This window comes from Viridibacillus sp. FSL H8-0110, assembly GCF_038003565.1.
Taxonomy (GTDB): domain Bacteria; phylum Bacillota; class Bacilli; order Bacillales_A; family Planococcaceae; genus Viridibacillus; species Viridibacillus arenosi.
Genome location: NZ_JBBOPJ010000001.1, coordinates 2,808,187 through 2,831,557, shown reverse-complemented (window position 1 = coordinate 2,831,557; position 23,371 = coordinate 2,808,187). Strand labels below are relative to the sequence as shown.

The following is a 23,371-nucleotide window of genomic DNA, read 5'->3' as shown; positions in this document are numbered from 1 at the left end:
GGTATATTTCTTTCTTATTCATCATAAATATAAAATTATATTTCCTATTAATTAATTTACTATTCAGAAATTAAGTGATAGAATATAGTAATATTAAAAACTAAAATTATCCGCTAGCCTTATTGAAATCATTTTAGAAGATAAAAATTCTGAATATGAAGTCATGTACATGCAAGCGGATTTTTTTGTATTTTCTAGAAGCCAGCAAATGAATCTACACAAATTCGAGCTAGTGAAAGGAATGATGCAGATGGAATTAATGAAAAAGGATATTGGTAAATGGGTGATTTCTCAAAATCTTGATGGTTATATTTTATCTATTGATGCAGAGGGAAAAGCTGCAGTTGTTAAATTTTTTGATGGTGTACAACAAAAAGATCGCATTGTTCAATTCGAAAATTTAAAACTAAATGACGAAGACAAATTGCAACTACAAGATTTACTAGCGCTACAAGAATTAGCGTTAGATACTAATGACAAAAAGTGGTTCGATGAATTAAGCAGACAAATAGCGAAATATAAAGTAGAGTTTTAGATGAATAGCTTAAGCAAAAGATATTTAATAATGAAGATTAGTATACTAGAAAACATCTGCCTAAAAGTAAACAAATATAAACTAATAAAGAAGCAGGGCTGCAACTAAAATTGCAAACCTGCTTTTTATAATCTTATCCCTCTAATTTCACCAAATAATCAATGATTCCCATAGCAGAAACTGCCGTATCTAGCGGTATCACTTTGAAAACAGGGTGATTAAGCATTAAACCATGTTGTAACACATAATCATTTACAACTGCATTCAAACGTTTTTCTAAATCTCGTGATCTCGCATAAAACTCCTCTTTTGCCGCCATTGCTTTTTTACCTTCTTCTAAGAAAATCGGTAACCAGTAACGAACTTGTTCATATGCCATATTAGGCTCATAGTAAACACCATAATGGCCAAAGTATAGCTGACTTGGCGCAAGCTTTTCATATAACTGAATTGACTGCTCCATTGCATCAGGGTCGAATTGATTTGGTGACGTAGAAGGAAGGATTAAGTCGAAGTCTTCTTCCAAAAGTTCCGGATAATATACTCCAGTAGTATCTCCAACAAAAATCCCCTTGCTCTTACTATCATGGATAGAGATATGGTGATTAGCATGACCTTTTGTATGATAGAAAGTCAAAGTTGTTTCACCGAGTACTAGTTGATCTCCATCTTCAACAGACCGCATTCGTGCTTCTTCTACAGGTAAAATAGGGTCAAATAGAGTATCAAATTGATCACCGTAAACAGATTGTGCACTGGCAATGAGGCGACTAGGATCTACTAAATGACGTACTCCTTTTGGATGCACAATCAGTTCTGCATTTTTGCATTTCTCCATAAATAACCCAGCACCACCTGCATGATCTAAATGGATATGTGTCAATATCAAATAGTCTACATCTTCAGGAGCCACGCCTAGCGCCTGAAGTCCTTGCATGATATAAGGTACAGAAGGACTTGCAGATGTTTCGATTAATGCAATTTTTTTATCCTTTAACAAATAAGAACTCGTCCGATTTGGTCGTCCTAAATCATACGTATCGATGCAAAATAACCCTTCGCTAATCTGTTCAATCTTTTCCATCAGACTCGCCTCCAATATATGTAGTTTATATTAAGTGTAAATAGATTGAGAGAAAATGTAAAAGGAAAAGATTGATGCTAAAGAATTAGGGGAGTTATAGGACCATTTAATTTGCCTACTAAGACGTATGTATTCATGTAAATTACAATAAAGTGGGCTTGAGTATAAGGCTTTAAGCTATTAATGTAGTATTAGCAAATATCAAAAAAGCCCATGGGAAATTTTGATTTCCATGGGCTCTAATATCACAACTTAAATTGCTGAATTTCTTTTTGAAGTGATATCGATTTTGCATTTAAATCTTGTGCAATGCTATGGACTTCTTGCATTGAAGCTACTTGCTCTTCGATTGAGCTAGATACCGCCTCAATTTGAACTGAAGTACCATCTGAATGGTTTGCTATTTCTGATATTGAAGCTGCAACTTCTTCGGCGCTTGCGGAAATTTCTTCAGAAGCGGCAGAAATTTCTTCAATTTGGGATGTCATTGAACGTACAGCACCTGTGATGGAGCGGAATGAAACATCAGCTTGCTCAATAATCTTGACACCTTCTTCAACAGTCATCAATCCTTGTGAGACACCATTTTCAACATTTTTTGTATCTCGTTGAATAGTGGCTGTTAAGTTAACGATCTTGTTGGCTGATAATTTTGATTCCTCTGCCAGTTTTCGAACCTCATCTGCTACAACAGCAAAGCCTTTACCATGTTCTCCAGCACGTGCGGCTTCAATCGCTGCGTTTAAAGCTAGTAAATTCGTTTGCTCAGTTATTCCTGTTATTACTTTTGTAATATTTTCAATTTCCACAGTTTGTAATCCGAGTTGTTTTGTTAATTCTGTTACCAGTACAGTTGCATCGTAAATATTTTGCATTTGTTCTTTTGCATCAATTAGTTTATTCTGACCTTCTTCTGCAACAGTCAGAGTATCAATTGCGGTTGTGTGTAAAGTTTGCGTTGATTCAGTAATACGTAGAACTCCAGAAGCTGTTTCGTCCATAGCAATAACACTTTCTTTAGCAGCTGCCGATGACATAGAAGCATTTAAAGAGGTTGTTTCAATGCTAGTCGAAACATTCTCTGAAGATTGTGATACTTCTTCTGTACTTGCCGATAATTCTGCTGCAGAAGTAGATAAATGTTCTGCACTATTATTCGTTGCAAGTATTAAATTACGTAAATTCTGCTTCATTTCGTTAAAGGAATCTGCTAGTTCACGAAGTTCATCCTTAGTGCGAATTGTGATCTCAGGCTGTGATAAATCGCCTTTTGCTATTAGCTTAACTCCTTCATTTAACCTACGAACAGGGGTAGAAATCATTCGTGTAATAGTGATACAGATGATTGTCGCAACAACTAGATTTACTATGAAATTAATAATAGCCGAAAGAGTTGCGTAACTTGTTTTATCTTTTGCATCAAGTTGAATTTTCTCTAATTGTTCGTTTTGGTATGTAAGCATATCTTCAGCATTGGTTAAAACTCTGTCATTTATAGGCTGTATTTGTTCATTCATCAATTGGGTTGCTTTAGTGACATTACCGGTTTGATGTACATAAATTGTTTCTTTTGTATAACGATCAAACTCTTGTTTAGCAGCGATTGAATCTGCAACTAATTCTTTCATCGTATCAGATCGGACCATTGTTTCTAGTTCGGCTAATTTTTCATCAAAAATGGCTTGATGATCTCGTAATGATTCCAAAGATTTACTATGTTTTTGCAATAAATATCCACGTAAATAAGACCCTTGTAGAGCCATTTCATATTGAATATCATCCACTAATCTAATTTGAACAAATCGTCTATCTACCAATTCATCGAAACTTTTATCAATTTCACGAGTATGTTTTACCGTAAAAATCGAGGAGATACCTATGAGAATAACCATCAACGTAAATCCTAATAATATTTTTTTCCCTATCTTCAATAATATCACTACTTTCTATTGTATTTAGTGAAAACAATTGACTATAATACTTTTAACTTACATCTCTTTACATATTATAAGGAATATTGATATAAATTTCACCTAATTTATTTCGGTTTATGAATCTTTTTACCCGAACTATTGTAACTACTCATATGGAATATACCATCTATTACGAGGATATGATAATTTTAAAAAATAAAATGAAGTGATTTAATGTTGATTAATAAGCGAGATTACAAGATTTATAAGGTTTCTATAGAGAATATTGAAAGTGTAATTAGTTTGCGTTTAGCTTTATTAAAGGAATTAGGTGAAATCAAATCTTATGAAGAGGAGCTTATAATTGTAAATTCTACAAGAGAGTATAATGAGATGGAGTTATTTTTAAAAATAAGTCTTCTTAAATAATTTATAGGGTAAAGAAAAAAGAAGATGATCCACATAATTCGGGATCATCTTCTTTTAATATTGGAAAATTTCTAACTTTTGTCCAGCTTCAATAGTTTCTGTGTTTAATTTATTCCATTGCTTTATGGAAGTAACTTTAACATTATAGGTTTCTGCAATATGATTCAGTGAGTCGCCGTCTCCTACTTTAATGGTAGTTTTATTTTTTACTGGTTTGTCATATTGAGTGAGGTCATATTCAGCGATGAGTTTGTTTAGTTTTTTGTTATATTTTGAATCGGTCGCGTAAGATCCTGTTAAATGCTTTGTGGCATCTTTAAAGGATTTTGTATTACTTTTGAAAACACCTGTGTAAAACTTTTTATTCCAAGAAAGACCATTACGTAGTAAACGTACATAATCCTCCAAAGATTCTTCGTAGGAAGGGTATTTGCGGAAATCAGCCATTACTGTTGTCATATTACCTTTGCCATCATCTTCAGACGTTTCAAGTTTCACTGAGTCGTTTTTATATTTTCCCTTAATGCCAAATAAATTATTGTTAGGCGAGGAACCGAGGCCGCTTTGTCCATACTGGCTCTCTAAAGTTGCTTGAGCAATCATTACAGAAGCGTATAGGTCATTTTCTGCTGCAAGTGTCCGAGCAGTTTCCGAAATGGAACCGATAAACTCTTCGACACTTTTTGTTTCTTCAACGTATTCTTGTTCAGAAGTATTGGCTTCGTTACGCGAATTTTCAAATTGCTGCACTAGTACATAAATCCCTATGCCGATAATTGCGAAAAATACGATCATACCTGTTAGTAATTTTGCTAGTAGTTTCATTCATTTAATGGTATTGCAAATCTGCAAAACCTTCCTCCTTCCATATATTATCGAAAAATATTAAAGTCTTACTATTCCTAACTATTGTAAAGCAATTAGATAAAGGAAAGCAAAGATATCTTTCCATAGAGCATGTAATTAATAGGACGTGTTCGAAAGTGAGATAGTTCCTTATTTCAATTCCGTTTCCCATTTTAGATTTAAGTAAACATTATTATCAAATGAGATTGGAATGGATAACATAAAGAAAGCGACCAACTCTAAATAGAGTCGCTCGCTAATACTAGTATTATTTTCTTCCAATAACTGCACCCAACTTGAACATTAATAACTGAATCTATTAAACATCAATATAGATAGACTGAAATAATGGAAGAGGAGATTCAATCACTATCCTATTTTTCTTTTACTTATACTTCTCTGTTTGCCATTGGCTAAACTATTTACAACCATTCCGACTATTACAAGAATCATGCCGAACAATGAAAGACCTTTCGGAAAAGATCCATTTAGTAATATCACTTCACCTATAACAGTGAAAATCATTGCACCAGCCTGCGTTGATTCAACAGCTGCAAGTAGACCCATATTGTTTTTTGCCATATCTGTAGCTAAGAAGAAAAGAAGACTTGCAATCACACCGGAAGATAAAGCTAATAGTAGTGCTTGTCCAAATTGTGAGCCGGTCGGTAATCCAACTGTAACAGTTCCATAAATACCAAATATAATAGCAACTGGTAAACTACTAATGGCCATTCCTAATGTACGTTGGAAAGTATCGATTCTTCCTTGACACATCTCCATCATTTTACGATTGCCTAATGGATATAAAAAGGCGGCAATGACAACAGGTATAAACCCTAAAATAAATGCTTTAACACTTATATGCCCCGCTTGATTTACTTGCATTAAAATTACTCCAATTAAAATAATGACAGATACACGTAAACTTTTAAAAGGAATCTTTTGTCGGACTTTTTTATCTCCATCAACGTTCGGTACCGTTACAAAGAACAACGGAGAAAGTAATGCACCTGCTAAAATAGTAACTTGCCAAGTACCGGATGTTAACCACGATGGACCATAAACGGCTGCAAAACTTAATAATGAATAAAAACCTACTCCACCGAGTGTTCCCCATAATAACCATTGAAAAGGGTTTTTTCTCATTTCACGAAATAATTGTCCTAAATTTTTTCTGAATGCTACGATGAGAAGAAGGAATGGAATGGCCAATATAAATCGTAAAGAAGCTGTCCATGCCCAACTTGTTCCATCAAGATTCATTGCTCGATTTATTATAAATGTAGCTGAAAAAAATAGGGAAGACAAAATCCCAACTACTACTGCTTTCATAATTTATCACCTCAATTTAAATTCTTTCACGGTGATAAATACTATACCTTTTTCTAAATAAAGTAAAGTATAATATACTGTAATATAGTTTATTTTGACTCGAAAAGGTATGTTATAATTTATTAAATATTATAAAAAGTTAAGTATAAATATAAAAGGAGTGAATAAATATGAGTTCAAATAAGGATGAAACACAACAATTGATTCAATTTGTGGGAACGAAACTTCGTGAACTAAGAAAGGAACAAAAATTAAGTTTAGAGGACTTGGCAGCTAAAACAGGAGTAAGTAAATTAACACTAGGTAACATTGAACGTGGTGAAACAAACCCTACATTAGGAATGATATGGAAAGTTGCGAATGGTCTTTCAGTACCTTTAATGGCGCTATTAAAACCGGAAAATAATATCAATATTTTACGTGCGGGACAAGGACCAAAATTATTTGGAAATGATCAAGAGTGGGTAATTGAGCCCTTATTTAATGACGTTAGAGGAAGTACGGAAATGTATCGTGCATACTTAAAACCTCGTTGTAAGTATGAACCTGAAGCCCATCATCCAGGAGCTATAGAAATTGCGACGGTTATGGCAGGAGAAGTCGAAATAACGATAGGAGAGTCATCCTATACACTTAATAAGTTTGACTCAATTCAATTTGTTGCGAGCGAAAAGCACTCTTACACAAACTTAACAGATGAACAGGCCGTACTCCATTTAGCGATAAATTATAAATGATTGATGTACATAATTGTATAGATAAAATTGGCTGTATGAATATCATCGTAAAAATAAATAAGGGTATACTGTTAATACATTAACCGTGAGAGGCTGTGACGTATGAAAAGATCACTTACTATGGTGTGTAGTTTACTAATTGCGATGGTACTAATATTTACATTGAGTCCTTTAACAATGCATGCTGAAACGAAAAAAGCAGTGACGGTAAAGACTCACAAATTTATGTTTAATAACAATATAAAATACCCGCAAATAAGTGGTATGAAGAATAAAAAACGACAAAAACAAATCAATTTAAACTTCAAAAAATTAGCTAAGCAAGATTATAAAGAACGAAAGAAGATACTAAAAAGATACGACAAAGATCGAAAAGAACTTGGGTTATCAAAAAAAGAGTATGCTCCATATGAGTACAAAACTTTTTTTACAGTCAAATACAATCAGAATAACAAAGTTAGTATCGTGAAAACAAAGTATTACTATACTGGCGGTGCGCATGGTGAGTATTACAGTGAAAGCTATAATTATAATACGAACTCTGGTAAAGAAGTGACACTGAAACAAAATTTCAAAACCACTGCTGCATATAAAAAAGCGGCTACTTGCACAGTGAAGAAAATCCTTACCGATAAAGAAAAATACCCATTAGCTGATAAAAATTTGAATTTAACTTTGACGCCTTATTATTGGACGAATTCAAAATCAGGGATTAATCTCATTTTCCAAATATACGAAATCGCTCCTTATTCATCTGGTCAAATAGAATTACCAATGGAAACAACATGTGAATAGGAGTTAGTAAATTTATATTGATGTTGAATTATTTAAAACTAAAAGCCATTTAATCACTGTATATGATTAAAGGGCTTTTAAAATTATTTTTTTCAATAAATGCACATTATATCTTTTCTTGGAGCAATTTTATAAATTTACTCACTGCTGGAGACATATAACGATTCTTCATATGAACAATACCTAATTGGATAAAAGAAAAGTTTGCAATATTCAAATCAATTGTAACCATAGAAGATTCAATCATTCCACCATGATCTTGAAAAGAGTAATCCAAGCCAAATGTTAGTGCACCGTCTTTAACAGCATTATGAATTGCAACGGTATTATTCGTATTAAAGAGGACATCAGGTTTACCATAGCGGGCAATGATGTTGTTTAAGTACCATAAGATAAAATCATCGCGATAAACAACGAGTGGATATTGAAGCAGCTGTTCAGGGGTGATGCTTTTTTGCATTGCTAATGGTGAATCAGAAGAAACACCTACGACCAATTTACAATCACGAAGCTTTTCAATGGTAAGACCATTTAGTTTATCGAGTACTTTTTCATACAAAATGAGGACGCCAATATCAATTCGATCTTGTAGTAAATCTGAGAGAATATCCTTTGAACCACCTTCGAAAATATCTATGTCTACTTTTGGGTACACCTTCTTAAAATTAGAAACAGCACTTACAAATAGGTGCATAGGGCTTGGAATTGTCGCAATACGCAATTGTCCGGTAAGCTCATTTTGTAGATTTTCCACTTCTGATTCCATTTCTTTCATAAGCTGAATAATTTGATTTGCTTTTTCTAGTATCTTCTTTCCTTCCTCAGTCGGGACAGTACCTTGGCGAGAACGGTGGAAAATAGTAATTTGTAGCTCATTTTCTAATGTAGATAACGACTGACTAACAGCAGAAAGCGTCACATGTAGTTTCTCTGAAGCCTTTGTCAAAGATCCACAGTTCGCAATTTCAACTATGTACTCCAATTGCTCTAATTTCAAATTCTGCACATCCTTAAGAATTATTAAAGTTAGATTAAATATAATTAAATTTTACTAAAACAATAGGAGTGTTACAATAATGCCATATTACACAAGTACTAATTGAGGAAGAGGGTAAAAACAATGAAATTAGAAAATAAAGTAGCAGTAGTAACTGGTGGAGCAAGTGGTATTGGTGAAGCAACTGTCCGTTTATTTGCACAAGAAGGCGCAAAAGTAGTCATTGCCGATTTCTCTGAACGTGGCGAAGAAGTAGTTGCGGATTTAAAAGCACAAGGATTTGAAGCTTTATTTGTAAAAACAGATGTGACAAGTGAAGAAGACGTCAAAAACATGGTAGCTAAAACAGTTGAAACTTTTGGATCATTAGATGTCATGTATGCAAATGCGGGAATTGCTCAGGATGGACCGATTCACGAACTATCAGTAGAAAAATGGCAAAAAACAATCGACATCAACTTATCTGGTATTTTCTTAAGTGATAAATTTGCTATTGAACAAATGCTAAAACAAGAAAATCGAGGCGTAATCGTTAACTGTGGATCGATTCATAGCCATGCAGGTAAAGCGGGCGTAACTGCTTACGCATCAGCAAAAGGTGGCGTTAAACTGTTAACCCAATCTCTTAGCCTAGATTACGCTAAAGAAGGTATCCGCGTAAATGCAGTATGCCCAGGTTACATCGATACACCACTTATTAAAGGACGAAACGAAGCAACTAACCAACATTTAATCGCTCTACATCCAATGGGCCGCCTTGGCACACCAGAAGAAGTAGCAAAAGCAGTACTATTCCTAGCAAGTGAAGATTCTTCATTTGTAACAGGTACGACATTATTAGTTGATGGTGGATATACTGCACAATAACAATCGATGATATAAATATTAAAAACGTAGTTAAAAAGACAGGAATGAATGTCTTTTTGACTACGTTTTTTTGTGTGCATATATGAAAAGAGGCGCCTAATTGTCGCTAACCGACTTATTAAATCTTGTAATTGTATCGTGTGCATTCTTATTTCCTTCTAAATCTTCTGCAGGTTTCATCTTTGAATAAAAAATAAATTTGATACACAAGCATTTGTTTTAAAGTTTTCCCAGGATTAAGTGATTAATAAATGAATAAATAGGACTCCAAGAGACGAAAAAATTAGTATTTCTCGAAATTGATTCTGTGTCCCTCCGTCTATACTCAAACTTAGATCTCTCAAGGCTGAGCAAACAAACAATTAGTTTATCTTAACCTAAGCAACATAAGTGTTTTTGTGATTTTTTCTAATTTATTGAGTGCGGTGTAAGTATAAGAATTCTCTAATTTCTCTATTCTAAATTGAAAAAATTGTGAGGTCACATAAGGAAAACCATCGTAGTAAATAAAGTTCGTTTAAAAGCCGTTATCAGTAGTCCAAGAAAACTATACATTGAATTTATAACATTCAAAAATAAACCCCAATCATATAATAAAAAAATGAAAATAAAGGTATGATTTTACTAAAAATTAATAATAACAAATTACATATTTATTAATACCTAGTGATTAATGAGACTAATTTAAAGTTTTGTATAGTCCAATTAGATTATATAGGGTAAAATTATTAATAATCTAATAGAAACCGTTTGTTTTAAGATGGGGGGGGTACATATGCAAAATTTGAATTCTTATATCAATCAACATGATTTATCAAAGATAATGTACAGCTTCCAAAAAAACTATAATACGGTAGGGGATAGTAATGCTACAGTAATATTACGATTAAAAGATATGGTAACAGGGATTAAAAATCAGTTTTTTGAAGATATCAAATTTAAAACTAAACAACTAAAAATATAATAGAAGTTTTTTTGAATTAATACTTGCAACTCGCAGGGACATTCTGTTATTAAAGCGGTGTTATCTTATTTCATTTTCAGTGTATAAGCAGGCTTTTGAATTGCTAAAGTTTTTAGATAGAACGACAATGCCTAATACAAGTAACTTATATGCTGCAATCACAAGTCTTGCAGATGTTATTAAAGCTCTAATAGCAAAAGAGCCTCTTGAAAAATAGCCTTTAATTATGAAAGAGTAGGTGGATATTAAGTTGACAACCTTAGATGAAAAACATAGCTATAATCTATTCCCTTCTATCGATAATTTATCTACGCCGACAAAAATGGATGAAGCTACTTTAGAAAGCTTTTGGGAAGTTTTCATTGTTCATTACGAACTAGAAATACATAAATTTAGCTACGAGTTAATCAAAACTATGGTTCGTTATAATCCAGACGGTGCATTAAAAAATATGAAAATTTTATTTAGGGCTTTAGGCCAAGCATGTCTGAATTACTTAGCGGAAGAAAAGTCTATGGAGATAGATGAGGCGTTTATAGACGATAAAAAGTTTGCTCTAGTAGCAACGGAACAACTATGGGAAACGATGTACAGCATATATGGTTTGTCAGTTTCAGAGTATCAAGAGGCAAAGGCAATCCTAAAATTAATAAAGCATGAACAAGTACCTAAAAATATTTTATTAGCGGGTTTTAATTCCTTTGAAAAGCTTGTTACTGAATTGTTTTATGCTGTTAAAAAGCAGCAAAGTATAGAGCGTATATTTAATTCGAATTTTGCTTCACAGGAAGTGAAAGAGCTGCAAATAAAAAACACAAAAGAGATAAAACAAAATCCAAACCAAAATGAAAGCTTCCAAGATCATATTTTATCTTTACAATTAGAAGAGTCTCAATTATCGACAAAAAATGAAGTTTTAGAAGAAAGTGCAGCGACTACTTTGATAGAAGAGCGCAGTGCGGAATTGATTAATATTATGAGTGGAAATTTAACTCCTGAAACAATCGTGAATAGTGTGCCTGAAAACCAGCCAATCAAATTTGGATCGATGTTCCTTCAAAAAATAAAAGGTTTACAAAAATCTTCGAATGAAACGGTAGTTAATGCAAATGAGCTCGGAGATTTTCAAAACTATATGCATATAGAAAGAAAAATTGAACGGGATACGGTAGAAATGCTGAAGGAAATGCAGTCCGCAAGTAGCCCGCAGTTACTATTGCTTCTTGGTAGTGTAGGGGATGGGAAAAGCCACCTTTTAGCTTATTTAAAGTCGACCAAGCCAGAACTTTTTGAAAATGTATATATTCATAATGATGCTACGGAATCACATTCACGTACACGCCCTGCAGAGGAAACATTAGAAAGAATTCTTGCACCTTTTGAGGATGGTCAAGAACCAAAACAACACATTGTCATAGCTATTAATTATGGTAAACTGCATAATTTTTATTTAATGCAGGAAGAAAAGGAGAAATTCCAGTGTTTTAGAAGCTATATCGATTCACTGAATATCTTTAAAAATGTTAAGGATTCTAAAGCAAATCTTACTTTTGAAAATTTCCATACAGTCGATTTTTCGAAAGAGAAGTACTATAGCATTAATGAAAAAGGCGTGTATTCTGTATTTTTCACTAGTATTTTGGAGAAAATTGCAGCTCAAAATGAATCAAATGAAATTTACAAAGCCTGGCTTCTAGATAAAGAGAATAATAAATGGACGATTGCACATGAAAACTATGCTTTCGTTATGAACGAGCAAGTAAGAAAGCGTATTGTAGAAAAGCTAATTCATGTAATTATCCGAAATAAATTAATTGTTTCTACGCGTGAATTTTACAATTTAATTGTGGATTTAATTGTACCTCCAGAAATTTTATTAAGTCCTCAGAGTACGGCCTTCTCGTTGAATAATTCATTGCCAAACTTATTATTTAATCATCCAGAGCGCTCTGCTATTTTGTTAGGATTTAATGAATTAGATCCTGTGTTAATAAAAAATAGCTTGAATGATGAATTAATTGCAAGCATCTTTATGCATCCAAATTTAGAAATATACCTAAAGGATGCATTTCAAATTCAAGATCAAATTCCTTTTGATAGCCATTGGAAAAATGCGATTGCTATTAACGAGCATTTAGAAGTAGCAGGCTTTGTTATTCGATTAAAGGAATTATTGAATGAAGAGGATGCAAACACTGATTTTAGTCATTTTATACGATATTTATATGCATTCTTTAAGGGTGATGGTGATGTAATTGAGGAAGTATTTACAATACTTGAAAAGGTTGTTTTTCAGTGGAAGGGTTCTCCAAAAGAATCTTATGCTTATCTAACAAACAATCTTAAAAAGGAATTTCGTATGGCGATACCGATGGATTTAGATAGAACATTGGATCAAGAAGTATTTGGAAGTGTAGAAGATGGAGATATCCATGCGGCAAATCATTATATTACGATAGGTTTTAATGACATTAATTTTGAACTGGATCTCAAGCTATTTGAGATTTTAAGGCATGTAAGTAATGGACGTAGACCGAATCTATACGAAGCTGGACAGGCCATTCAATTTGAAGATTTCTATAATAAAATTGTTGAATATTTTGAGGATAAGGAAAAGAAATTATTGCTTGTGCATGTTCAAACAAATTCATACTATGAAATTTCTAAGCCGAGGTTCTCTAAGGCGAAATTCGATGTAAAGAGGGTATAACATGACTTTTCAATTAGATACGCAAAAGATAAAAGATTTTGTTGAAAAAAACGGTGCCTATACGTATCGACGTCGAGCTAATACGTATGTGCTACCCTTACCTACACGTAAGCCAGAGCGTGCAAAATTTGAAAATGGTTATGTTGCGATTGTTGGGGCAACGTTACGTGTGCTCGATGGTGAAAATTTAGAATACGAGAAGAATGATGATTCAATTGACTCGATTATTGATGGCGGCAAGTTTGATTCTGCTGAAACCGAGGAAATGTTTAAGTTATTTATTGAAAATGAATTGAAGGATATTGAAAACTCGACTATTACGAGAGTCGAGCATTTTAAAAATATCCCGTTTATTGATCATAAAGATGAGAAAAAGGGTGAAATTGGTTTCTTTCATTTCTTTTATGATTTATATATTAGAGACAATGAAGAAGAATTCCAAGAGATCTTTAGTGAACTTAAGAGTGAAGATTTACTCAGTGAAATTATCCGTATTTCGGTTGAAAAGGAAAGTAAATCGTTTATGAGAAAATATAAAATGCTCTTTCCAGGCTTGAAGGAACAATTTTTACAGGATGTTCGTACGCTTGCTTCAAACCCAGCATTTTTAATTCAGCACTTTGCTGACTTGGCATTACATTATACTTTTATTGCGATGGCGCAGATAGTTATTCAGACGAATAAGATCACATTTGCACAGACGGATAAATTACATCGCATTGTGTTTTTAAATATGAGTGAAAAAGGATCGAAACGACGTGATTTTTACAATGAAGGATTACGCCTACTACGTGAGGAAATTCGCACATTCTTCGCCCATGAACATACTTTAAATGTGCTAGGTAATAATACATTTATACAGGATGGAAATTGGTTCTATAAGGATTATGCTGATTTCTTTGAAAAGCAAGGACCGGATGCACAGACAGAGTTTATTCAATCCATTTATTATTGGATTAACGAAGAGTATGTACTATATTTCCCATCAACGCAGCGTATTACATATGAAGGGCAGGATTTACAAACTGCATTTAGAGATTTATATGATACCCTTCGAAAAAATGTGAAAGAGGAGATCAATTCACGTTATAGTGTAGCTTTCGAAACGATTGCTACACGTTTTTATCGAAAAGCGGGAGGCTCCTTAGGTAATATTTTGGCATTAAATTTAGACCAAATTATTGCATTAATTGCTGTTTCAGTAGGCCCGCGTGGTAATCAATTAGAGCTAAATAAGCTATGGATTGAATTAGAGGTTCGTGGCGTATTTTTCGATAAATATTCGAAAGAAGAGGTTGTTAAAATGCTAGATAATTTAAACTATCTAGATAAAAAAAGTGATAGTGGGGATGCTCAATATGTCAAAGCCATTTTATAATCATGTAGCAGATCAACTGTCTGGTTATTTTGCTAGCGAAGCAAAACAGGGAATTGTAAATCGCTATTTTCTTTCATTGCCTTCTGAGGGATATGTAAAGGATGTACTAGATGCAGTAGCTACATTACCTGCAGCAACTACATTTTCTTATAAGCTTCCAGGTACATCCGAATCATATACTGCAGATGCATTACGATATGGTAAGCAAACGTATGTATTGGCCACAACTTTAGACGGAACGCATATTGATTTTCTTGTGACACTGCGAAATTTAATGAGTGAACAAAAAGGTGAATGGAAAAATACCTCTCTCGTTATAATATCCGACAATCTTCTTGATTCAATTCAGGGTGGTAGTAAGGATTTAACGTCAGAGGGTATGCCTTTGCATGTTAGTCAAATCGTCAATAATTTAGAAGAGCACGTTAAAAATAGTGCGTTAATAGGTAAGGATAAGGAAATTCTTTTACATTATTTAGCTGAAACTGAAGGTACGCACTATTTAAATCAGTCTTCATTCTTGGATTTTGAAGAGGTATTAACTTGGACAAATGGTTCTGAAATGCAGGATGATGATTATAAGGCACTTGGATATTTTAAAGATTTTGTGCTGACAGATTTAATCGATTCACGTGATATGGAAGTGGAGAATAGCGGTAAATACAAAAAAATTCAAAAAGAGATTGAAAAGCGACTAACGCAAAATGTTGAATTGTTTGACGAAGTATCTCGCCTTAGAGAACTTGGCAATGGTGAGGACCGATTAATTGATCTTTTTGATGATTTTGGAAAAAAGCTTTACAAAGATGATGATGGTATTGATTTAGCTGACATTTTAAAAGCAAAGGATAAGGTAGCGGACCGCAAAGATATCTTTCTTAAAGCAGATGAAATAGTAGTGCACCACAAAAAGACAAATACCAAAATCAAAACGTTTTGGCAAAAAAGTCCAAAGAAGCGTACGTATGAATTAATTATTTTTCATCCAGAATATGAGCCTTCAGAAGAGATAGAAGTAAAACTGCCGTTTAGTCGTTATACAAGTGACTCCTATATATTAAAGAGATCAGCTCAATTTGTTTCGTCAAAAGGGCAATCGTTATACGCAAATATCGCATTAGAGGAAGGGAATATAACCTTCAAAAATATTTCATATCGTCATGAAAATATGACCTCAAGTGCCTTTACTTTCCGTATTATGGTGCTTAAGGAAGAACAAGAATGGCTAAGTCACTATGAATTAACTTATGGTCTAACTGCGGCTGGAAGACTTTCTTTAAATCTATCTGATGAAAATGTCATCTTAGGAGATGGTTCGAACCAAGTTGTCATTGAAAATGAAGCTGAGATTGTAATTGCAGAAGGCGACGGGGTAGAAATCTCCTTTAATCTAGGTTTATTAGATGATGATACATGTTCTATACAATTCGACATTTTGCACAATGGCTGTAAGTTACCGGTCATCGTTAGTGATGAAGTATTGAAAACGAAAGACATTACCTCTCAAAAAATTTGGCTGCGTAAGATAAATCTTAAAGAGACTTTTATTTTGTCTGACGAAGCAAAAAAAATAAATATTGGTCAGCAGCCATATAAAATTGCAGATGAAGAGCGTATGTTTTATTTAATAGAGCAGCAATGGCTAGAAAATAATATGCGAGCAGCAACGTATCACCTGCAAACTTTAACAGCCATGCCGATGGATTTGCCTGAAAAAATAGAACAAACCTATAATGCATTTTTACAAGCTATAGGTAAAAGAAAGTCGATTCCATCATTGACCTATTACGATGAAGAGCTTCGTAATGCGGCTAAGGCGTATATTGAAGCCTATTTAGAAGAGATTCAATCGATTAAGGATAATGACTATTTAACAAGCGCTCAAAAAAATCTTTTATATCTTGGTACACTACGACATGATAGCACTATTTATATGTCGCCTTTTTCTCCGTTGAATGTAGCGTACCAATTAGAAATAATCGCGGAAGTAGATGGTCAAATAGTCGATGAAAATATTTTAAAGCGTTTGAATCCATCATTCCTCTTACCGTATTTAGTTAGTCCTATAGATGACAACTATTTAAAGCCAGACTCCTTAAATGCACTTTCTGAATGGCATTGCTTCCAGCAACAAACGGAGGTACAAATTGGAGAAACTAATGCATATTTAGCAAATGTCATTCGTGAAAAGCTAAAGCAATTTATAATGTATTATGATTACTTATTTACGATTAGTAGTAAGCCTAAATTATATATAAATATTATTAACTTAACGAATGATCAGGAAATACTAAAGGGTATTTTAAAGTGGTTCAAGGATTGGATTACGCAAACAGGTTCATTATCAACGATGTTTGAATTAGAAGTAACAAGCTATGAACCAAACTTACATTTAATGAGTGCATTTGAATTATTTAATACACTAAATTCACCAGCAGAAGTGAAGGATATTTTTGATGTTGAGTGTGCGACAAAGCAATTTGACGCAGAGGATGTTTTATTAGAAATTCAAAAGCATTTAAGTTTCTCAAAAGTATCGATACTAGAGGAGCCACGCTATAGCCATTTAACATTCTATAAAATGCAAAATAAGGAGCAAATGTCTAAGCAAATTATGCAAAATGCCCCAAATGCAATGAATTTAAATGGATTATTTGTATCGCCTGTATCGCAGAGTACAGAAAATGGTGGCTATCGTATTGGCTTTGGTGTGGGATCTTCGGATATTAATCGAGCGCTTTTAACAAGATTTACTGCTTTAATTAATGAGCTAAGTGCTAACATGAAAAATGCCGGGAGGGATCCTTACAAAAAAGATAATGTTATTTCCCTTCATATCGACGAAGATGATGAGCACTATTTAAAAAAACTATATAGCAATACTACATGGTTGACATTTATTGATCCTGCTGTAGATTTACGCTATTTCCAAGAAAGTTCAGATAACCTAGTTATCGTCCATTACTCAGATCAGCTTTCTTCAAGCAGTAAATATGATGCCATCACAGTAACCGATAAATCTAAGCAGTATTTTAATGTTATTGATGGATTTCTTCAAACACAGGGAGTAAGCGTACCAGAAGAGAATATTGATCATATTATTAAATCATTTAACACATTTAATGGTGAATGGCTCTTACGCGCGGTTCAAAATCAAGGACATGATAAGCGTGAAAAAATTAGCATAGTTGCAGCAATAAAGCATGCTTTACTGTACTTTAACCAAACGAATATTTTATGGGTACCGATTTCGATGGAGGAAATTGTTCGTGTAGCGGGCAGTATTCGATTGAGTCGTAAAGATGGTATTTTCTCGGGAAAAACAATTGGTAAAACAGGCAACTGTAGTGATGATTTATTATTAATTGGGCTTGAGCAGGTGGAAAGTAATTTGAAACTTCATTTTTATCCTGTTGAAGTGAAAATCGGAATTAACAGTAATGATGTAATTGAAAAAGGCATTAAGCAAGTGAAGGAACTAAATACACGAATTAAAGATAATCTTATTCATGACCAAACATTTGATGCTAAGTTTTTACGTAATTTCTTTGCTCGTATGTTTATTATTAACGCAAATAAGATACGGGAAAATGATTTTTGGCCCGAGCAATCATATGTAATTGCTGAAGATGTTTTAGAAAAGCTACTGAATGATGACTTTACTATTAGTGATGAAATGGTTGCTGAACACGGTGTAGGCGCAATTATTTCTTTCAAAAAGAATTTAATTAATCCGACACGTAATCGAGATAATATGGTACTAATACATGAAATTCCAGAAAATGTAGCATATCGTTCACTTGGTGTTAGGATGGAGGATTTAAAGAACAATGATTTTAGTCTAGTGACTGAAGTTGAATTTAAAGAAGAAACTATTCAGCTTATTCCTTTACCCGCATTTATTGATGTAGATGAAGATCAATCGGAACAAGTAGTAGAACAGAAATCTCATGCGGATGACGGCTCCCAACAGTTGGAAGTAGTAGAAGAACCAATTACTGAGGAAATAAACGGTACTGTTCTGGAACCCCAAGCAATACAAAGCGATAGCATGGAGGCTGCAGAGTCTAAAGAGCTGTATCAAATGGATAGTGCACCAGTGAATGAGGTGAAATTTGATGAAAAATCAATAGTATTATCATCGGATTCGGTGTCACTAAGCCAATCACTAAAAAGAAATGAGCCACTCTTTGGTTATGATAGAGAGAAGCCGGTATATTGGGAGTATGGTTCTACATTACTGTCAAACAGGCATTTAGTTATTGGTGGCCGTTCTGGACAAGGAAAAACATACTTTATTCAATCGGTATTGAAACAGCTTGTGGAAAATGGACAATCTGCATTAATCGTAGACTTCTCTAGCAGTTATACGAGAAGCCAACTGAATCCGAAATTTTTAAATTTACTAGGAGATCGTTTGGAGGAGCGTATTGTCTATTATGAAGGCTTCCCAATAAATCCATTCCGTCGCAGAGAGAAAATCATTGCCGGCAAAAAGTTTGAGGAAAAGGTAACTGATACAGCCTCACGAATTCGAAATGTATTTGCATCAGTGTACAAACAATTTGGTGATCAGCAGCAAAGTGCCATTTATCGTTCAGCGAAGAAATGCATTGAGATGTATGGAGATAAGGCAAGTTTGGAGCTAATGCTAGAGGTGCTACAGGAATTACCTGACACGTCAGCCTCTGTTGTTGCCTCGATCGTTAGTAAATTGAATGTATTTGTTGATATTGATCCATTTGATTATGAAAATGAATTTACTTGGGACGATTATTTCACAGCTGACGGCAAAGTATTCGTTATTCAGTTTGAAGGATTTGATCAGGATGATATTAAAAAGCTGATGACTGAATTTATTCTATGGGATTTATTCTCCTTTGCTCAAAGTGGTAATGTAGACAAGCCATTACCAATTGTTTTAGATGAAGCGCAAAATCTAGACTTTGGAAGCAATTCGCCTTCTGAAAAGATTTTACGTGAGGGTAGAAAGTTTGGCTTGTCGGCATGGTTTGCTACTCAAACGTTTAGTAATTTCACGCAAGCAGAGCGTACAGTTTTAGAAAATGCAGCTACTTCGATTTTCTTTAAGCCAGCTGAGAGTGAATTAAGCTTAGTAGCGAGGAAAATGAATATTACAAATCAGGATGAATTGCGTTACCTGCAAAAGGGCGAATGCATTATTCAAGGTCAGTTTATGGAGGACGGTAATTTAAGTGAACCAAAATCCTTAAAGGTGAAAGTTCCAGAAATCAAATAAAAATTTATAAAGATTAAATACTTTTATGATTGGACAAGTTTTTTAATCAATCAAATCAGAGATACTAGTTAATGTCATTGAAGGTCAAAATCCTTTAAAATAGGATTTTGGCCTTTTTTGTCTACATCTATACTAACTCCTGATGATAAAAAGAATTATTTTATGTAGTAAGGTTTAAGAGATAAATGGGAAATGATTGATCGTTTATTCTAGTTTGATAAAATCACCTCTTTAGTTTTTCTAAGAGGTGATTTTTTATTGGATATATATGTTAAAATTAATGTACTATAACCAAATGAAAAAGAGGGAACTGTAATTAAACACTTTCAAAATAAGAGTATTGGATACTTACGCCACCATTTCTACTAACTACTATACTATTAATTGCTTTTCTTCCTAATGAATATAGACACTATTCACTTTTAGTAGTCATTATTTTTTTGGGTGGTATTTCTAATTTGGGATTTTTAAGTGGAGAAGAAAAACAATAATAAAAAAGAGAAGTCATCTTAAATAATAGGAGCGTTTCTACGCTTCAACCAGGATGGAATCGTAATCGAGCCCGCTCTGCAAAAATAAGAATAGCAGAATTAATTTAAGAAAAAAAGGAAGTGATTAATTGGCATTACATAATCGGTATCAAGAAAAGTACATCCAGCAGCTAACACCTAGACCTTCTAAAAGAATATTGTCTAAGGGAGAAAGTGTTCTCCGTGCCATAATAATCTTAATTTCATTATTGTCAGTTACGAACTCATTAGGCTTGAAGCGAAACAAAAAATTTGTGAAAGTAGTGTCTGGACAATGAAAAGAAAATTTCGATTTCAATGGGGAGCTTTTCTAATGCTAATCGTTTACGGTGGCCTCTTTTTTGCCATGTTTTTCCGTATATTTTTTATTCAAGCTTCAGGTCAGGTAGAGGGGCAAGCTTTGGCGGCAAAAGCGGCAGCAAAATACGAAAGATCAAAAGTAATTACAGCTAATAGAGGGAACATTCTCGATCGGCAAGGACAAGTTATTGCAGAAGATACTATTAACTATCGCTTAGTAGCTGTAATTAGTCCTAAGGCATCTGAAGGAACTAAAACTCTTATGCACGTTGCAGATAAAGAGAAGACTGCTAATATATTAGCAAAATATCTTCCTGTTAGCGAAAAAGATATATTTGATAAATTAAATACAAAGGTGAAGAATGCACAAGGTAATGAAATTCGCCAAGTAGAATTTGGTGCTGCGGGTCGTAATATTAGTCATTTAGTAATGGAGAACATTAGTAGTGAAAAGCTACCAGGTATCATTTTCATGGAAGAAACAAAGCGATTTTATCCAAACGGTATCTTTGCATCGAATTTAATAGGCTTAGCTCAAAGGGATACTCAAGAAGACGGACAATCTAGAACGGTAGGGAAAATGGGATTAGAATCCATCTATAACAAAGAATTATCCGGTACTGATGGAAGGGTTCAATATAAGAGTGATTTATGGGGGTATTTGCTACCTAATAGCAATAAGATGGTAGAACCTGCGAAAGATGGTGCGGATGTATATCTCACGATTGATAAGACTATACAAAACTTTTTAGAAGATTCTATGTCCAAAGTTTACAAAAAATATAATCCTGAATCGATGGTAGCAGTCGTTGCCAATCCGAAAACCGGAGAAATACTTGCTGTGTCGCAAAGACCTACATACAACCCACAAGACGGTACTGGACTTGAAAATAGTTGGTTAAACCAACTGACAGAGTTGACGATAGAGCCAGGTTCTACAATGAAAACTTTTACATTAGCAGCTGCTATAGAAGAAGGAAAATGGTTTCCAAACGCGAAGTTTCAGTCTGGTCAATACATGGTAGGAAATGTACCAATTGGAGATCATAATGACAGACAAGGTTGGGGGCCAATCACCTATTTAGAAGGAATTCAGCGCTCATCCAATGTAGGAATGGCTCATCTTTTAAAACTAATAGGAGATGATAAATTCATTTCTTATGTAAACAAATTTGGGTTTGGTGAAAAAACAGGAATAGATTTACCAAATGAAGCTACAGGACAAATCTTAGATAAATATCCTATTAACCGTGTAACAACAACTTATGGACAAGGTTCTACAGTCACACCTATACAATTAATACAAGCTGTTTCAGCCATTGCGAACGATGGAAAAATGATGCAACCGTATGTAATTGAGAAAATTGTAAATCCGAATACGAAGGAAATCGTCAAAGAAAACAAGCCGACTATTAAAGGTAAACCAATTTCTAAGAAAACGTCAAAAGAAGTTAGAAAGATTTTGAGTACTACTATTACTTCAGAAAATGGAACCGCTAAAGATTTCGCAAGTCAGGAATATGAAGTATCAGGTAAAACAGGTACTGCGCAAATGCCAGACCCATCAACGGGCAAATACGACGAAAGGGGAAAAAATTATTTTCTGTATTCGTTTTTAGGCATGGCTCCTGCAGATGATCCTCAGTTAGTTATGTACATTGCCGTGGGAAAACCGAAACTTGGGCCAACAGAAGTGGGCTCTGAGCCAACATCAATAGTGTTTAATACAGTGATGGGAAGTAGTTTAAAGTACTTAAATATTAAGCCTCAAAAAATTAAGAAAACGAAATCTCAAACGATGGAAAACTTAAATGGTCAACTTGTTGAGGATGTTGAAATAGAATTTGAAGGAAATGGAATCGAAACAGTTATTATAGGTAATGGTGATAAAATTACGGATCAATATCCTACAGAAAAATCAGAAGTCTTATCTGGTGGTTTGGTATTTTTGAAGACAGATGGGGATTCAGTTGTACCTGATTTTACAGATTGGTCACTCCGCAACGTTTTAACGTATCAAACAATGGCTGGTGCTAATATAGAAATTAACGGCGAAGGCTATGTACAAAAACAAAGTGTTAAAGCTGGTAGTGTATTAAATGGAAACAAAAAGATTATTCTGAAAATGAAAAAACCGGAGGAACATTACAAGTAGTTAAAAAATTATTGAGAATAAGACGACTACGAAGTTTGTTAAGAACTAAATCAATGATTAACGTACAACTATTTATATTTCAAAAATTAAACTCTCTTCCAGTTATTTATAACAAATAACTGGAAGAGGTTTTTTATTTTAGTTAAAATTAGCGAATTGATTGATGACTTTAAAATGAATCAGCAATTTTAAGGTCGTAAAGATAAGTATAATGAATACCATTTGGCTATGAATTATTTTACTAAGTTTTTACTGATATATGCAAGGTTAGGCAGTATACTAATAAAGTAAAAAGGTTTACTTCAGTAAAATAATGTATATTATATTTGTTGAATAGATTCTCTTTAAAGACAAGAAAAGTAGGTGAACAAAGTGGGGAAATATCAATTGGATACCAAAGGTCAGGTGGCTGTGGCAAAGTATCATGAAAAACTTAAGCCTGCCAAATTTGATAAAAAGCAGCAACTTGAAAAAATACGTGCGGAGTATTTGAAAAAAAAGCAAAAACAAACAGATAAATAATATGAATGAAAACA

15 protein-coding genes are annotated in these 23,371 nt (G+C 33.7%); 10 read left to right on the top strand and 5 right to left on the bottom strand.

The annotated features are described in order from the left end of the window. Window positions 1–208 precede the first annotated feature (208 nt). Window positions 209–535 carry a hypothetical protein gene (locus MHH98_RS14185; protein WP_143690965.1) on the top strand — a complete coding sequence of 109 codons (327 nt, stop codon included), beginning with the start codon at window positions 209–211 and terminating at the stop codon, window positions 533–535. 133 nt (window positions 536–668) lie between these two features. Here MHH98_RS14185 and MHH98_RS14180 read toward each other — a convergent pair whose 3' ends face one another. The 4 genes from MHH98_RS14180 to MHH98_RS14165 form a co-directional block, all read right to left on the bottom strand. Beyond that, the gene (locus MHH98_RS14180; RefSeq protein ID WP_038189792.1) at window positions 669–1,619 is read right to left on the bottom strand and encodes an MBL fold metallo-hydrolase; all 951 of its coding nucleotides are present in this window, start codon (window positions 1,617–1,619) and stop codon (window positions 669–671) included. Between the two features lie 245 nt (window positions 1,620–1,864). Continuing rightward, on the bottom strand, window positions 1,865–3,559 hold the full coding sequence (locus MHH98_RS14175; RefSeq protein ID WP_268746472.1) for a methyl-accepting chemotaxis protein: 1,695 nt from the start codon (window positions 3,557–3,559) through the stop codon (window positions 1,865–1,867). Between the two features lie 456 nt (window positions 3,560–4,015). Beyond that, window positions 4,016–4,786: a glucosaminidase domain-containing protein gene (locus MHH98_RS14170; RefSeq protein WP_038189784.1), complete on the bottom strand. Its 771-nt coding sequence runs from the start codon at window positions 4,784–4,786 to the stop codon at window positions 4,016–4,018. A 390-nt stretch (window positions 4,787–5,176) separates the two neighbouring features. Next, window positions 5,177–6,142, bottom strand: a complete 966-nt coding sequence (locus MHH98_RS14165; protein WP_038189782.1) for a DMT family transporter — start codon at window positions 6,140–6,142, stop codon at window positions 5,177–5,179. A gap of 170 nt (window positions 6,143–6,312) precedes the next feature. On the opposite strand from MHH98_RS14165, the gene MHH98_RS14160 reads away from it, so the two are divergent. Next, window positions 6,313–6,879, top strand: a complete 567-nt coding sequence (locus MHH98_RS14160) for a helix-turn-helix domain-containing protein (protein ID WP_038189780.1) — start codon at window positions 6,313–6,315, stop codon at window positions 6,877–6,879. A gap of 102 nt (window positions 6,880–6,981) precedes the next feature. Next, a complete protein-coding gene (locus MHH98_RS14155; protein WP_038189778.1) occupies window positions 6,982–7,674 on the top strand; it encodes a DUF3298 and DUF4163 domain-containing protein in 693 nt (230 codons plus the stop codon). A gap of 106 nt (window positions 7,675–7,780) precedes the next feature. Here the strand turns inward: MHH98_RS14155 and MHH98_RS14150 are convergent, their stop codons facing one another. Next, window positions 7,781–8,671 (bottom strand): LysR family transcriptional regulator, encoded by an 891-nt coding sequence (locus tag MHH98_RS14150; protein ID WP_076035430.1) that lies wholly within the window; start codon window positions 8,669–8,671, stop codon window positions 7,781–7,783. Window positions 8,672–8,794: 123 nt separating this feature from the next. On the opposite strand from MHH98_RS14150, the gene MHH98_RS14145 reads away from it, so the two are divergent. The 7 genes from MHH98_RS14145 (at window position 8,795) to MHH98_RS14115 (ending at window position 23,357) form a co-directional block, all read left to right on the top strand. Then, entirely contained in the window at window positions 8,795–9,538 is a 744-nt protein-coding gene (locus tag MHH98_RS14145) for an SDR family NAD(P)-dependent oxidoreductase (RefSeq protein ID WP_038189773.1), read from the top strand. Window positions 9,539–10,313: 775 nt separating this feature from the next. After that, window positions 10,314–10,502 (top strand): hypothetical protein, encoded by a 189-nt coding sequence (locus MHH98_RS14140; RefSeq protein WP_038189771.1) that lies wholly within the window; start codon window positions 10,314–10,316, stop codon window positions 10,500–10,502. Between the two features lie 250 nt (window positions 10,503–10,752). After that, complete coding sequence (dptF, locus tag MHH98_RS14135; RefSeq protein ID WP_340713111.1) at window positions 10,753–13,212, top strand: DNA phosphorothioation-dependent restriction protein DptF; 2,460 nt, start codon at window positions 10,753–10,755, stop codon at window positions 13,210–13,212. A gap of 1 nt (window position 13,213) precedes the next feature. Further along, window positions 13,214–14,590, top strand: coding sequence for a DNA phosphorothioation-dependent restriction protein DptG (gene dptG, locus MHH98_RS14130; protein WP_076065966.1), 1,377 nt, complete (start codon window positions 13,214–13,216; stop codon window positions 14,588–14,590). Further along, a complete protein-coding gene (gene dptH, locus MHH98_RS14125; protein ID WP_076065967.1) occupies window positions 14,571–19,850 on the top strand; it encodes a DNA phosphorothioation-dependent restriction protein DptH in 5,280 nt (1,759 codons plus the stop codon). Before dptG ends, dptH begins: the two co-directional genes overlap by 20 nt. A gap of 843 nt (window positions 19,851–20,693) precedes the next feature. Next, window positions 20,694–22,835: a penicillin-binding protein gene (locus tag MHH98_RS14120; protein WP_340713109.1), complete on the top strand. Its 2,142-nt coding sequence runs from the start codon at window positions 20,694–20,696 to the stop codon at window positions 22,833–22,835. Window positions 22,836–23,207: 372 nt separating this feature from the next. Beyond that, window positions 23,208–23,357, top strand: a complete 150-nt coding sequence (locus MHH98_RS14115; RefSeq protein WP_038189766.1) for a hypothetical protein — start codon at window positions 23,208–23,210, stop codon at window positions 23,355–23,357. The last annotated feature ends 14 nt before the right edge of the window (window positions 23,358–23,371 follow it).

Coding starts and splice junctions, on each gene's coding strand:
- MHH98_RS14185 (WP_143690965.1), top strand. CDS start 209: ATGAATCTACACAAATTCGAGCTAGTGAAAGGAATGATGCAGATGGAA.
- MHH98_RS14180 (WP_038189792.1), bottom strand. CDS start 1,619: ATGGAAAAGATTGAACAGATTAGCGAAGGGTTATTTTGCATCGATACG.
- MHH98_RS14170 (WP_038189784.1), bottom strand. CDS start 4,786: ATGAAACTACTAGCAAAATTACTAACAGGTATGATCGTATTTTTCGCA.
- MHH98_RS14165 (WP_038189782.1), bottom strand. CDS start 6,142: ATGAAAGCAGTAGTAGTTGGGATTTTGTCTTCCCTATTTTTTTCAGCT.
- MHH98_RS14160 (WP_038189780.1), top strand. CDS start 6,313: ATGAGTTCAAATAAGGATGAAACACAACAATTGATTCAATTTGTGGGA.
- MHH98_RS14155 (WP_038189778.1), top strand. CDS start 6,982: ATGAAAAGATCACTTACTATGGTGTGTAGTTTACTAATTGCGATGGTA.
- MHH98_RS14145 (WP_038189773.1), top strand. CDS start 8,795: ATGAAATTAGAAAATAAAGTAGCAGTAGTAACTGGTGGAGCAAGTGGT.
- MHH98_RS14140 (WP_038189771.1), top strand. CDS start 10,314: ATGCAAAATTTGAATTCTTATATCAATCAACATGATTTATCAAAGATA.
- dptG (WP_076065966.1), top strand. CDS start 13,214: ATGACTTTTCAATTAGATACGCAAAAGATAAAAGATTTTGTTGAAAAA.
- dptH (WP_076065967.1), top strand. CDS start 14,571: ATGTCAAAGCCATTTTATAATCATGTAGCAGATCAACTGTCTGGTTAT.
- MHH98_RS14120 (WP_340713109.1), top strand. CDS start 20,694: ATGCTAATCGTTTACGGTGGCCTCTTTTTTGCCATGTTTTTCCGTATA.